The sequence below is a fragment of the Caminibacter pacificus genome (assembly GCF_003752135.1).
Lineage (GTDB): Bacteria > Campylobacterota > Campylobacteria > Campylobacterales > Nautiliaceae > Caminibacter > Caminibacter pacificus.
Genome location: NZ_RJVK01000001.1, coordinates 117,777 through 131,143, shown reverse-complemented (window position 1 = coordinate 131,143; position 13,367 = coordinate 117,777). Strand labels below are relative to the sequence as shown.

General features: G+C 35.9%; 15 protein-coding genes. 8 read left to right on the top strand and 7 right to left on the bottom strand.

Annotated elements, in window-relative coordinates; all coding sequences use genetic code 11:
- Nucleotides 1–8: 8 nt before the first annotated feature.
- Nucleotides 9–527: a hypothetical protein gene (locus tag EDC58_RS00745; protein ID WP_123351586.1), complete on the top strand. Its 519-nt coding sequence runs from the start codon at nt 9–11 to the stop codon at nt 525–527.
- A 1-nt stretch (nt 528) separates the two neighbouring features.
- Here EDC58_RS00745 and EDC58_RS00740 read toward each other — a convergent pair whose 3' ends face one another.
- Both EDC58_RS00740 and thiC read right to left on the bottom strand, forming a co-directional pair.
- Nucleotides 529–1,647 carry an Mrp/NBP35 family ATP-binding protein gene (locus EDC58_RS00740; protein ID WP_123351585.1) on the bottom strand — a complete coding sequence of 373 codons (1,119 nt, stop codon included), beginning with the start codon at nt 1,645–1,647 and terminating at the stop codon, nt 529–531.
- Between the two features lie 57 nt (nt 1,648–1,704).
- The gene (gene thiC, locus EDC58_RS00735) at nt 1,705–3,084 is read right to left on the bottom strand and encodes a phosphomethylpyrimidine synthase ThiC (protein ID WP_123351584.1); all 1,380 of its coding nucleotides are present in this window, start codon (nt 3,082–3,084) and stop codon (nt 1,705–1,707) included.
- A gap of 146 nt (nt 3,085–3,230) precedes the next feature.
- Between thiC and EDC58_RS00730 the strand changes: the two genes are divergently transcribed.
- The 7 genes from EDC58_RS00730 to EDC58_RS00700 are packed head-to-tail and all read left to right on the top strand — an operon-like array spanning nt 3,231 to nt 9,185.
- Nucleotides 3,231–4,349, top strand: a complete 1,119-nt coding sequence (locus EDC58_RS00730) for a bifunctional 2-C-methyl-D-erythritol 4-phosphate cytidylyltransferase/2-C-methyl-D-erythritol 2,4-cyclodiphosphate synthase (protein ID WP_123351583.1) — start codon at nt 3,231–3,233, stop codon at nt 4,347–4,349.
- Entirely contained in the window at nt 4,324–5,184 is an 861-nt protein-coding gene (locus EDC58_RS00725) for a DNA-binding transcriptional response regulator (RefSeq protein ID WP_123351582.1), read from the top strand. The genes EDC58_RS00730 and EDC58_RS00725 overlap by 26 nt, the downstream gene beginning before the upstream one ends.
- Entirely contained in the window at nt 5,162–6,337 is a 1,176-nt protein-coding gene (locus tag EDC58_RS00720; protein ID WP_123351581.1) for a sulfate adenylyltransferase, read from the top strand. Before EDC58_RS00725 ends, EDC58_RS00720 begins: the two co-directional genes overlap by 23 nt.
- 8 nt (nt 6,338–6,345) lie before the next feature.
- Nucleotides 6,346–6,990 (top strand): phosphoribosyltransferase, encoded by a 645-nt coding sequence (locus EDC58_RS00715; RefSeq protein WP_123351580.1) that lies wholly within the window; start codon nt 6,346–6,348, stop codon nt 6,988–6,990.
- Entirely contained in the window at nt 6,983–7,474 is a 492-nt protein-coding gene (locus EDC58_RS00710) for a phosphatidylglycerophosphatase A family protein (RefSeq protein ID WP_123351579.1), read from the top strand. The genes EDC58_RS00715 and EDC58_RS00710 overlap by 8 nt, the downstream gene beginning before the upstream one ends.
- 33 nt (nt 7,475–7,507) lie before the next feature.
- A complete protein-coding gene (locus EDC58_RS00705; protein ID WP_123351578.1) occupies nt 7,508–8,815 on the top strand; it encodes an APC family permease in 1,308 nt (435 codons plus the stop codon).
- Nucleotides 8,802–9,185: a YidH family protein gene (locus EDC58_RS00700; protein ID WP_123351577.1), complete on the top strand. Its 384-nt coding sequence runs from the start codon at nt 8,802–8,804 to the stop codon at nt 9,183–9,185. The genes EDC58_RS00705 and EDC58_RS00700 overlap by 14 nt, the downstream gene beginning before the upstream one ends.
- Here the strand turns inward: EDC58_RS00700 and EDC58_RS00695 are convergent.
- The 5 genes from EDC58_RS00695 to mnmA form a co-directional block, all read right to left on the bottom strand.
- Nucleotides 9,182–10,042, bottom strand: coding sequence for a hypothetical protein (locus EDC58_RS00695; RefSeq protein WP_123351576.1), 861 nt, complete (start codon nt 10,040–10,042; stop codon nt 9,182–9,184). The two genes, EDC58_RS00700 and EDC58_RS00695, sit on opposite strands and share 4 nt — an antisense overlap.
- A 19-nt stretch (nt 10,043–10,061) precedes the next feature.
- Nucleotides 10,062–10,709, bottom strand: coding sequence for a ribonuclease T2 family protein (locus EDC58_RS00690; protein WP_123351575.1), 648 nt, complete (start codon nt 10,707–10,709; stop codon nt 10,062–10,064).
- The gene (locus EDC58_RS00685; protein ID WP_123351574.1) at nt 10,706–11,260 is read right to left on the bottom strand and encodes a YigZ family protein; all 555 of its coding nucleotides are present in this window, start codon (nt 11,258–11,260) and stop codon (nt 10,706–10,708) included. The genes EDC58_RS00690 and EDC58_RS00685 overlap by 4 nt, the downstream gene beginning before the upstream one ends.
- Nucleotides 11,260–12,186 carry a ribose-phosphate pyrophosphokinase gene (locus EDC58_RS00680; protein WP_123351573.1) on the bottom strand — a complete coding sequence of 309 codons (927 nt, stop codon included), beginning with the start codon at nt 12,184–12,186 and terminating at the stop codon, nt 11,260–11,262. Before EDC58_RS00680 ends, EDC58_RS00685 begins: the two co-directional genes overlap by 1 nt.
- Before the next feature lie 142 nt (nt 12,187–12,328).
- On the bottom strand, nt 12,329–13,351 hold the full coding sequence (gene mnmA / locus EDC58_RS00675) for a tRNA 2-thiouridine(34) synthase MnmA (RefSeq protein WP_123351572.1): 1,023 nt from the start codon (nt 13,349–13,351) through the stop codon (nt 12,329–12,331).
- Nucleotides 13,352–13,367 lie beyond the last annotated feature (16 nt).

The window sequence follows — 13,367 nt, the reverse complement described above, 5'->3', positions numbered from 1 at the left end:
GGAACAAAATGAAAAAAATCGTTATATTTAGTGCAATCGCATCTTTTTTATTAGCTTCACAAACGACTGAACGCATACTCAAAAAAGAGTTTGACTCCAATATTTTGCCTCAAGTAGTAAACGATTTAAATAAAAACGGTGAATCGGTAATAATTCTTAGAACTTTCAAATCAAATAAAGGAATTACTTTAAAAGCTTATAAAGTAAAAGAAATCTACTCAAACACGACTCTTTTCGAAACAAAAGGAGATTATAATATCGGATATAAATACTATACCAAATATATTTTAAAACCTGCAAAAATAAAAGTAACGGATTTCGTCAAAATTATAAGAGCTAAAAACGAGGAAGATTTAAATAAATTATTCGCCAATAACGCTGAAAAACTAAAAGAAATACTTAAAAAAGAAAAACAATTTATCGCATTAGAAGGAATTGAAAAAATCATCAAAAGAAATAAACTTAACGACTTAAAAGAGTTTTTAAAAGGAGTGATAGCAGGAAAAGTTCCCGCTAATTGTAGCTAAATTATCTATTTACGCTACAAGCGCTCGGCGCTCCGTTTACTCCGTAAATTGGCTGAATCATCTCATTTCCTGCCAAATCTTCGGCAAGTACATAGTCGATAAATTCGATTAACTCTTTTGCCGCTTTAGAAAATCTTTTTGCACTTTCACTCTCAGGTCTGCTTACTACGATTGGTTTTCCGGTATCTCCGCCTTCTCTGATTTCAGGCTCAATTGGAATTTGTGCAAGTACTTTTGTGTCGTATTCTTTTGCAAGCGTAGCAGCCGCACCTTTTCCGAAAATATCATATTCCATTCCGCAGTTAGGACAGATAAATCCGCTCATATTTTCAATAATTCCGGCAATAGGAATATGTAGTTGTTTAAACATATCAAGACTTCTTTTTGCGTCATCCACAGCAACCGTTTGAGGTGTTGTTACCGCAACTCCGGCAGTTACCGGTACTTGTTGTGCCATTGTCATTTGAGCATCACCCGTTCCGGGAGGCATATCTATCACCAAAATATCAAGCTCACCCCAATCCACGTCTTCCATAAATTGTTGAAGCGCTTTTACAAGCATTGCGCCTCTCCACATCAAAGCTTTACCCTCAGGTAAAAGGTTTGCCATAGAGATGAATTTTACTCCGTAGTTTTCAAAAGGTTTTACTTTATTTCCTACCACTTCAGGTTTTCTATCTTGCATTCCGAGCATTCTTGCAACATTCGGTCCGTAAATGTCCCCGTCAAGAATACCTACTTTTTTACCTTCTTTTGCTAAAGCCAACGCCAAGTTTACGGCAGTTGTAGATTTACCTACCCCACCTTTACCGGAAGATACCATTACGAAAGATTTAACGCTTGGCATCTTATTTACGCCGCGGCTACTTGTTTCTCTAGGTTTTTTTGGTCTTATGATTTGAACGCTTGCTTCAATTCCCTCTTCTTTTAACGCATCAACCGTCGTATCGTTTAGTTTTTGAGCAACTTCATCGTCGCTTGAAGGGATTTGATATGTAATTATTGCGCTTTTTCCGTCCTCACTAACTTCGATATCTTTAACAAATCCGAAATCCACTACTGACTTTTTGAATCCCGGATATACAACTTTTTGCAAAATTTGTTTAATTTTTTCTTTCACTTCAACTCCTTAAAATGTTTTTGTGGTTTATATAACTTTTTTTAACTTTTGTCAATACTAATCGACTTTTTCCATTTTTTGAGCGGCCTCTTTTTTAAACTCTTCCCAATCGAAATTTTGCATCGCTTCTTGAGTTACTTTATAAGAACAGAATTTCGGACCGCACATACTACAAAATTCCGCTTCTTTAAATACCTCTTGAGGCAGAGTTTCGTCGTGATACTCTTTTGCTCTTTCAGGATCTAATGCAAGCTCAAATTGTCTTTTCCAATCAAACTTATATCTCGCATCGCTCATCTCATCGTCAATATCTCTAACTCCCGGAATTTTTCTACCGATATCCGCCGCGTGAGCCGCTATTTTGTATGCCATCATCCCCTCTCTAACATCTTCTTCGTTCGGAAGCCCCAAATGCTCTTTTGGCGTTACGTAACAAAGCATACTAACACCATACCAAGCGGCCATAGCGGCACCAATCGCACTACCTATATGGTCATACCCCGCTCCGATATCAAGCACAAGCGGTCCGAGTACGTAAAACGGCGCTTCGTGGCAGTAGATTTGTTCTAATTTTACGTTTCTTTCTATTTCGTTAATAGGTACGTGTCCCGGACCTTCTATCATAACCTGAACGTCTTTATCCCAAGCTCTAAGAGTTAATTCTCCAAGAACTTTCAACTCTTCAAGTTGCGGTTTGTCGCTTGCGTCGTATAAACATCCGGGTCTTAAACTATCCCCGAGAGAGAGCGAAACGTCATATTCTCTACAAATATCCAAAATCTCATCAAAAATAGTATAAAAAGGATTTTCTTTATGGTGTTTAAGCATCCAACTTGCCGTCAAACTTCCCCCACGGCTAACGATTCCCATTTTTCTTTTTGCGATTTCCGGCATATGTCTTAAAAGAAGCCCCGCGTGAATCGTAAAATAACTAACACCTTGACGAGCTTGTTTTTCAAGGACTCTTAAGATATCGTCGTATGTAAGTTTTTCAACATCTCCTATCTCATCGATTATCTGATACATAGGAACCGTACCGATAGGTACCGGACTTGCTTTAATAATCGCTTCTCTTATTTCATCCATATTTTTAGCACCCGCACTCAAATCCATAACCGTATCGGCTCCGTATTTAACGGCTGTTTGAAGTTTTTTTACTTCTTCTTGAATATCGCTTGCAAGAGCGCTTGCCCCGATATTTGCGTTTACTTTAGTTTTTGTAACTCTTCCTATAGCCATAGGCTCAAGGTGTGTATGATTTATATTTGCCGGAATAATACATCTACCTCTTGCAACTTCTTTTCTTAAAAATTCAGGGTCTAAATTTTCTTTTTTAGCTACGTATTCTATTTCTTCGGTGATAATCCCTTTTTTTGCGTAATACATTTGGGTTCTGACTTTATCATTAGCCCTTTTCTTTATCCATTCAGTTCTCATCAAAATCCTTTATGATAAATTTTATCTCTTTTTACACTAAAAACCTTAAAATTAGCTTAAAATTTCTTTTTTTAAACGAAAAGACGTTTTTTACAAAAAGTAACAATTTTTTTGTATAATTTCGTAACATCATTACAAAAGGAAACATTTTGAATGTTACTTTAATTATCCTTAGCGCGGGAAATTCGACAAGATTCGATTATCCTGTCAAAAAGCAATGGCTAAGAATAGAAAACAAACCGCTTTGGCAATTCGTAGCCGAGAGGTTTAATCAATTTTTCGAGTTTAAAAAAACAATTCTTACCGCAAATAAAAACGAAGTAAGATTATACGAAAAACTTTGCGATTATACAATCGTACCCGGAGATAAAGAGAGACAATTAAGCCTCAAAAACGCTCTTGAATATGTAGATACCGAATATGTAATGGTAAGCGACGTGGCAAGAGCTTGCGTACCAAAAGAGATAATTCAAAATCTGCTTCAAAATCCTGCCGATTGCACCGTACCTTTTATAAAACCTGTCGATACGGTGGTATATGAAAATTCTACAATCGACAGAGACAAAGTAAAACTAATCCAAACTCCGCAACTAAGCCGCACGGAAATTTTAAAAAGAGCACTTGATACCGACAAACTTTTTACCGACGAAAGAGCGGCGATAGAAGCAATAGGCGGAGAGATAAAATATATCTCAGGTAGTGAAAAAAGTAAAAAAATAACCTATTTTAAAGACTTAAACCTGTCTTGTTTAAAAAAACCTTCAAAAGATATCTTCACCGGCACCGGATACGACACTCATAAATTCGAAGAAAATAAAGAGATGTTTCTTGGAGGCGTAAAAATAGACGTTGATTACGGATTCAAAGCCCACAGCGACGGAGATGTGGCGATTCACGCACTCATAGACGCACTGCTCGGTGCCGCCGGATATGGAGATATCGGGGAATTTTTCCCTGATGACGACCCTAAGTTTAAGGGAATCTCAAGCGTAAAGCTTTTAGAATACGTAAAAGAGACGTTGCTTAAAACCGGCTTTGAAATAGTCAATGCGGATTTGACTATCATAGCTCAAAAACCAAGACTTAAAGAATATAAAACCAAAATCCAAAGAAACTTATCCGACCTACTTGGCGCACGTGTAAACGTAAAAGCCACTACAAACGAAAAAATGGGCTTTATCGGAAGATGTGAGGGGGTTGCAGTTATCGCTAACGCAAATTTAAAATATAAGGACTGGCATGAAGATTATAATAGTAGAAAATGAACTCTACTTAGCTCAAAGTATCCAAAACAACCTGAGCGAAAAACTAAACGCAAGATGTGAAATTTACGCTTCGTATGACGAAGCTATGAAAACAAACGGCGATATTTTCATAATCAACACCAATCTCCAAGGAAATATCGAACCGCTTATCAAAGAGAAGAAAAACTCAATAATCATCCTCTTAGCTCCTTATGTTACATATTCAAGCGTAACGCACCCTATCGAGCTTGGAGCAGACGATTATCTTCAAAAGCCTTTTTCAATCGAGGAGCTTATCAGAAAAATAAAACACCTCATCGAATATTACAAACTAAAAAGAAAAGTAAAACTTCTTGAAGATTTCATAGAATATCTGCTTCACGATATCGAAATTACTATGCCTAAATATTCGTTTCCGGTATTTATTAAATCGACTCCTAACAAAGCCGTCGAAAAACTCGTATATGAAATAGCGAAAAAAGAAAACAAAGATATAAAAATCATAGACCTTGAAAAATTCAATAAAAAAGATTTTAACAGTGACGATGTTATATACTGCTGTTTGAATTACGAAAAAGTAGAAGACGAAGAGATTTTGAAATTCGTCTCAAAATACGATTCGATAATACTATTACCGAAAAACTACGACAAAATAACAAACAGATGTGTCGAATTCGAAGTTACGAAATCGAACTTTTTCGATAACGAAATTTTAAGCATAGAAGAATATATAAAATTCATCATCACCTCCCATCAGCACAAATTTCCCGATACGGAGCTCAGTAAAAAGCTCGGCATAAGCAGAAAGAGCCTGTGGGAGAAAAGGAAAAAATATGGAATCTTCAAACAAAAATAAGATTTTTATAGACAAAGAAGCCTATTATACGCTTGCAATGGTGCAAGCGGGATTATTAAATCCGATAGATAAACTGATGAACAGCAAAGAAGCGAAAATCGCTGATACGGAAAAAAAATACAAAGGAAAATCGGTACCTTTTTCTTTTATTTTGGCACCTGCCGGAAAAAGAAACGAAGAAGTCCTAAAACAAAATCCCCAAAAAATAGAACTTTACTACAACAATAAAAAAATAGGCGAAGTGAATGTAGAAGAGATATATGAAATAGACCCGCTAAAAAGAGTCGAAACAATTTACGGCACCAAAGATACCAAAAACTACCCTCAAGTCGCAAGAACGTTAAAAAGGCTCGGAAAATACGCTATTGCAGGTGATTTTTGGGTTGAAGATTACGGAATCAAAAAAAAGATAGACTACGCAAGAGAGCTTATAAAAAACAAAGAAAAAGTTGTCGGTATGACAATGCACGCAAAGCCGATTCACAGAGTACACGAAAAAATTATGAGACAAGCTATCGAAAAAAACGACTTATTAATTATTTTTTTGATAAAAAACATTCAAGAAGACGAAGTGCCTTATAAATTAAGATTCGAATCTTTAAAATTCGTTGTTGAAAACTATTTTCCAAAAGACAAAATCATTATAATTCCTCTACTAAACACATATATCTTCTCAGGAGTTAACGAAGCGATACTTGATGCCATGATGGCAAAAAATTTCGGTTGTACCAAATTTATTATGGGGCAAACACACAAAGGTTTAGGCATATATTACGAAGCGGACCATTTAAAAAGCATTTTCGATTCAATGGATATCGGAATAGAAATCGAAACTATAAACGAATACGTTTATTGCGACAAATGCAAAACTATCGTAAGCGTCAATTCATGTCCTCACGGTAGTCATCACCATATCAGCTATCACAGCGATTCGATTTTCGAGCTTATAAAAACGGGGCTTATGCCGCCTACAATTTTGATGAGAAAAGAGATAAGCGCTAAATTTTTAGCTCATATGTTCCCGAATAGATTTAAAAACCTACAAAAACTCTATTACGATATAGCCCCGAATAAAGGGCTTATCGAAGAAAATAAAGAAGAAGATTTTTATATTGCACTTATGAAACTTTATCAAACGAGCTCTTTAACATAAGGAAAAAAATGACGTTCAAAGACAGATTCGATGCCGGAGTAAAACTTAGCGAGGTGTTTGAGTTTCCTGAAAACTCCGTTATTTTTGCAATCCCAAGGGGCGGAGTACCCGTAGGATATGCAATAGCAAAAACAAAAAAAATCCCAATGGATTTAATTGTTGTAAGAAAACTCCCGATCCCCGGTAATCCGGAAGCCGGATTCGGGGCTATTAATATGGACGCAAGAGCGATTTTGAATCCGGCGTTTGATGCTTTATTTTCTCAAATTCCTGTTGAAGAGATTGCAAAAGACGTATTGAACGAAGTACTTAGAAGAAACGATCTTTACAGAAACTCAAGAGGTTACTCATCTTTAAAAGGAAAAACGGCTATCGTAGTGGATGACGGATTTGCCAGCGGATATAGCGCAATAGCCGCTTATGAATACCTAAAAAAACTACATCCCGATAAAATAATCGCAATAGCCCCCGTGTGTCCGAAAGAAACGAAAAAAATGCTTGAAAATTATTTTGACGAAGTCTATTGTCTTATCGAAAGCGAAAACAAACCTTTTGCAGTGGCAAATTTTTATGACGATTTTCATGATTTAAGCGATGATGAGGTGATTGATATGTTGTATGATTTAAGAAAGGAGAATTTACTTCATGAATAAACTAAATTGGTTCTTACTAACCGGATTTTATAGCGGTCTTTTGCCAAAGGCTCCCGGCACTTGGGGAAGTATTGTTGGTGTGATAATAGCTTATTTGGTTATTGCGTATATGCCAAATCCGAATATGACTATTATGCTTTTAGCGGCACTTTTTTCAATAATAGGCTTTAAACTCGTAAACGAATACGAAGCAAACGGAGGAATTCACGACGACAAAAGAATCGTAATAGACGAAATCGCCGGAGTTTTGATAACCATAGGCGTTTTAGGGGATTTGAAACACGACACTTTTATAAAACTCCTTTTGGCTTTCATATCTTTTAGGCTTTTTGATATTTGGAAACCTTCGATTATCGGAAAAATAGACCAAAAAGCAAAAGGCGGTCTCGGAGTTATGGGCGATGATATTTTAGCCGGAATTTTCGGAGGAATTTTTGCGGGAATTTTATATATGGGGTATCTGAAGTTAAAAACTATGATATAATTTAACTAAATCGCTCTTAGTAAAGGAGCCGCAATGAGTGAAAAAAAAGCATTCAATACTCTCTCAGCGGCAATGCTTGGAATCGGTACAATGGTGGGTATCGGTATTTTTATCGTTATCGGACTTGCCGGTAGTATTGCGGGTAATCTTGTTTGGATCTCTTTTGTAATCGGCGGTATTATTGCTCTTCTTAGCGGTTACTCTTTAGCAAAACTCGCCATCAGATTTCCGAGCAGAGGCGGGATTATCGAATATTTAGTCCAAGAATTCGGAGAAAATCCTTTTTCGGGGTCTTTGAGCGTAATGTTTTATTTTGCTCAACTCGTAACGCTTGCGGCTGTTGCTAAAAGTTTTGGAGAATACGGAGCAAGGCTTTTTGGTTATCATTCGAAATTTATGATTGACGCTTTTGCAGTTGGAATAATTCTATTTTTTACGTTTATTAATCTACTCGGAGCGACTCTTGTAGCAAAAAGCGAAAATATAATAGTCGCAATTAAACTGATAGCCCTAACTATCTTTACAATCGCAGCACTAATGACGATAAAACCTCAATATCTATCCATGAAAGACGCACCTCCGATTATTAACGCCGTTTTTGCTATAGGTCTCACATTCTTCGCATATCAGGGATACAGCGTAATTACAAACGCAATAGAAGATATGGAAAATCCGAGCAAAACGGTACTAAAAGCTATGTTTATAGCAATAGGAGTGGTAACGATTCTTTATGTAAGCGTTAGTATTGCAGTACTTGGGAATTTACCTCTTAGCGAAGTTATAAAAGCAAAAGATTACGCTCTTGCAGAAGCGGCAAAACCGGTTTTCGGAGAGCTCGGATTTAAAATTATGTCCGTTGTTGCTCTTATTTCGGCAACAAGTGCTATTAATGCGACAATCTACGCCGCTACGGAAATCAGCTATACTCTTGCAAAAAAAGGCGAACTTCCGAAAATTTACGAATACAATGTTTTTCATTCGTATGAAGGTCTGCTTATTTCCACCGCTTTGATTATCCCTATGGTTTTATTTTTCAATCTAAGCGAAATAACTACGGTTGCTGCGCTTAGCGTATTGATTATTCAAGCTTTAGTGCATTTCGGACATATCAAATTAACTCCTAAAACCGGAGCGAATAAAGGAGTTATAATTTTCGCTTTTTTACTTATGACTTTCGTAGTTTTAGCTACATTGTACTATAATGCAAAACAAGATATCAAAATTATTTATTACTTAATCGGCGGATTCGTAATAGCTTACATAATCGAGATAATTTTAAGAAAATTCTTCAATCGTACCGTCAAAAAACAAATTAAAGGTCTAACGGGTGAACTCTTCTAAAATTGATCCCAAAAATTTAATGGCTCTTGAGAGAGCCGTTGCAGCGCTTATAGGAATTGCGATATCGTTTATCGCACTTGGATTTATTATCGAAAAATTCGAGCTTTTTTTACATCTTGTAGCAATGCAGTTAGGCAATAAGTCTCTTTCGATAAAAGCGGTAGAAAATGCATCGTTTTATAAATGGATGGGAATAAGTATTATTTTAGCGGGTGCGATTTTAGCAATTTATTCATATTTTTATTACACGAAATGGATAGAACTTTTACAAAAAGGAGAGTTAGACACCGACAAAAAGGTTTTTTTAGTATTAGCCCTTTTTGTCGCCGCTATTGCGGTTATATTGATTCTCTCGATGATTTGGTTTTAAAAATCATACCCTAAACCGAAATATGCATATTCCACACTAAAAGACAAATCCGCCGGACCTATCAAGTTTACTCCGTTTATTTCTACGTTTTTTACTTTCCAATAGTTATATCTATATCCGAAAGTTACGAAAAATTTCGGAGAAAACGAAATAATCCAAATTTTCTTTCTTCCGGCTTTAGCTTGAAGTTTTACACCGATATCATAACTCAAATAATTACCGCTATCGTATTGATCGATACCTGCTTCTTTATTTTTTACGCGAGCCATTTGATATGCATACTGAGCATCTCCATAAACGGTTAAAAAGCTTAGAATCTCTTTTTGAGCTCTGACACTAGGCCCGATTTTATAAGTAGTAAAATCCGTTTCCGAATCGCTTAAATATCCATATCCCGGAAGAGTATTATCAACATTATCGGAATCCGAACTAGCAGAATCGTCTCCTTTACTTTTTATATACGGTCCGCTGATACCAAGCAAAACACCAACACCCAGATAATCTCCACCCTCTCTATAAAAATCTCTTCCTAAAACTATATTCGCATCAACCCCTTGCAGCTTATAATCAAAAGTTAAAGAGTTTGTTAGCGTATTAGAACTCACGACCGAATTATATGTATTTATCGTATTTGTAACGCTTTTTGATTTATAAAAAGCAAGTTTATATGAAAAGAAAAATTTTGTACCTAAAATATTTTTGTGATGATTATAAAAAGCAAATACATCGATATCTTGACTTACGGTTTTACTTAAACCGAAAAGCCCACCTTTTATACTAAACGTACCTTTTCCGTATTCAAACTCGGCTCCAAATAAAACCCCTATCAAAACAAAAAAAAATAAAACCTTCTTCAAACTTTCTCCTTAAAAATTTTTACGGAAGAGCGAATACTCCTCCTTGACATTGTCTCACACCTACCATCGGTTTTGCGTTGTCAATTAATTCTTGAAGTCCTAATTTAGTCGGGTCTCCTTTGAGGTTTATTCTTATTTCGGTTATATAGATTTGTCCTTTTTTTCTTTTACAAATCAATTGAAATTTTCTTTTATTTTTTTCTCCGAAAGCTCCGCCGAAAACAAATCTGATTCTTTGAAGACTAACCCATTGTCCCATATGCATTCTTACGAAATCTAAAAATTGAGTTTCGTTAAATTGTTGAGTCAGTTTAACTGCGGTTAAAAAATAAGTTTGAGCATCGGTTCCGAAACAAGTTCCGTGTTTTTTCCATTCGTATCTTGCAAATCCGTCTTTTGCGCCCGGCATAAATTTTTCGAGAACTTTCCACATTAAAGGTGAAAGTTTGAATTTATATCCGATATGACAATAATTTCTATTTTTAGGCCAAAGTCCGTGAAGCGTAAAATGAGTAAGAGAATAATCTCCCGGCCTTCTCATTCTACATACTTTTTTGTTTTCCACTTTACAAAAGCTATTTAACCAAGTAAGAGCCAAAATATTTTCTTTTGACACGGCAAAAAGCAATGATGAAAAAAGTAAAGTTAACGCTAAAAGCTTTTTCATAATATCTCCTTAATTTTCTTTATTTTTTCGATATCGTCTCGGATTTTGTATTCTATCCCCTCACTTCCGAACCCTCTATCCACAACGTAAACGTCAAGTTTTTTTAAAATATACTCGATTTCCCTGGTCTTATCATAAGCTACGCTAAAATCATACTCAAAAACTTGCTTATATTCAATAAGTTCGGCTCTTTTTATAACTTCATTCGCAGCGTCGCTATAAGCTTTTACAAGTCCGCCGACTCCCAAAAGAATACCTCCGAAATATCTGACGGTTATTATTCCCACATTTATAAGGTTGTGACCTTGCAAAACTTTAAGAGTAGGTCTTCCGCTGCTACCTCTTGGCTCTCCGTCATCTGAAGAACCTTCCACTATTTGATTATGTTCGTTTAAATATCTGAATGCGGTTACGTGATGATTTGCTTTTGGGTGTCGTTTTTTTAAGTCGTTTAAGGTTTCTTCAAAAGAAGAGAAAGGAACTAAAAAGGAGTGAAATTTAGACTTTTTTACCTCGATACTTGCGGCAAAAAGTTTATTGACCGTCTTCATTAATCAAAAAGTTTATTAATGCTTTCGTTATAAACTATTCTTCTTATAACTTCGGCAAAAAGTTTTCCTGTTTTAAGAACTCTGATTTTTTCGCACGTTTTGTTAAAAGGAATAGTATCGGTAATAATAAGCTCTTCAAGTACCGAATCTTTGATTCTCTCTATTGCAGGTCCTGATAATACTCCGTGAGTTGCAAACGCTCTAACGGATGTAGCACCTCTGTCTTTGAGAGCTTTTGCGGCTTTTACCATAGTACCCGCCGTATCTACCATATCGTCGATTAAGATTACGTCTTTTCCTTCTACGTCACCGATAATATTCATAACTTCACTAACATTCGCTTTTTCTCTTCTTTTATCAACAATCACCATATCAAGTCCGAGTTTACTTGCAAAATATCTCGCTCTTGCAACACCACCGATATCAGGAGAAGCGATAATAGGATTTTTTAAATTCATCTCTTTAAAATAGTCAAAAAACAGAATACTTCCGTAAAGGTTATCCACAGGAATATCGAAAAATCCTTGAATTTGCCCTGCGTGAAGGTCGATAGTTACTACTCTGTCAATTCCCGCTTTTTCCATCATATTAGCTACCAACTTTGCGGTAATAGGAACTCTCGGAGCCGCTTTTCTGTCTTGTCTTGCGTATCCGAAATACGGCACTACAGCAGTAATACTTTTAGCGCTCGCTCTTCTCATCGCATCCGTAATAATCAAAAGCTCCATTAAATTATCGTTTGCCGGTGCACAGGTAGGCTGAATAATGAAACAATCAACACCCCTGATACTCTCACCGATTTGAACGTTTATTTCTCCGTCACTAAATCTATTAACCGTAATCTTACTAAGCGGTCTATCGAGATAATATGCAATATCTTCCGCAACTTTTGGATTCGCCGTACCGCTAAAAAGTTTGAATTTCATTTTAACTCCTTTGTTTTGTTAATGAAATGGTAACAAATTAATCTTAAAAAATTCTGTTTTTTACACAAATTTTACATTTATTAAAGATTAAATCTTAAAAGTTTATAATTTAAAACCCATAATCAAATTCACTTTAAAAAATTTATCTTTTAGCCCCTCTAATCCAACCTCCTCCAAGAAGCTTTTCTCCCTCATAAAACACACACGCCTGACCTTTAGCCACTCCTATAGCAGGCTCTTTAAATTTAACAACAGCTTTTGATTTTGTCTCCATTTTAACAATTGCCGGCAGTTTTGGGGCTCTATATCTCACCTTAGCCTCACACTCAAAGACTTTCTCGTCTATAAAAAGATTGACACCTTTTAAAAAGACGTTGGTTTTACCCAAATCTTCTTTATCACCTACGATAAGAGTATTTGTTTTTGCGTCAATCCCGATGACATATTGAGGTTTATGCGATTTAAAAAGCCTAAAACCTTTTCTCTGTCCTATCGTATAAAAAGCATATCCTCTATGAGTTCCTATTTTTCTGCCTCTTTTATCAACGACTTTTCCCGGTTTTTCAGGGTTAAAATGAAATTTTAAAACGTCAATATAATTCGTATCGATAAAACAGATATCTTGAGACTCTTTTTGAGAGGCAAACTCTTCAAGACCTATTTTTTTGGCAATTTCTTTTATCTCGTCTTTCGTATATTCCCCAAGAGGAAAAAGCACTTTCGGTAAGACCTCTTTTTTTATACCAAATAAAAAATAGCTTTGGTCTTTGGTTTTGTCTTTCGCTTCATATAAAAATTCCCCGTCGTTTCTTACGTAATGTCCCGTAGCTGCTTTATCACATCCGTATTTTTCCAAAAAATTCATAAAAATACCGAATTTTATCTGTCTGTTACACATCGCACAAGGATTAGGGGTGGAGCCTTCTTCGTAACTTTTTACAAAATAATCATATACCTCTTTTCTAAACTCTTTTTCCACATCCTCGACATGATACTCAAACCCGATAAGTTTGCTGAGTTTCTCTATCTTTTCCAAATTTTCCTTGTGATTGACACCGCTATGCATTTTCATATAAAGCCCCACCACTTCGTATCCCGCTTCTTTTAAAAGATATGTAGTTACCGCACTATCAACCCCGCCGCTTATTCCGACTAATACTCTCAAAATTCACTCCTCATCA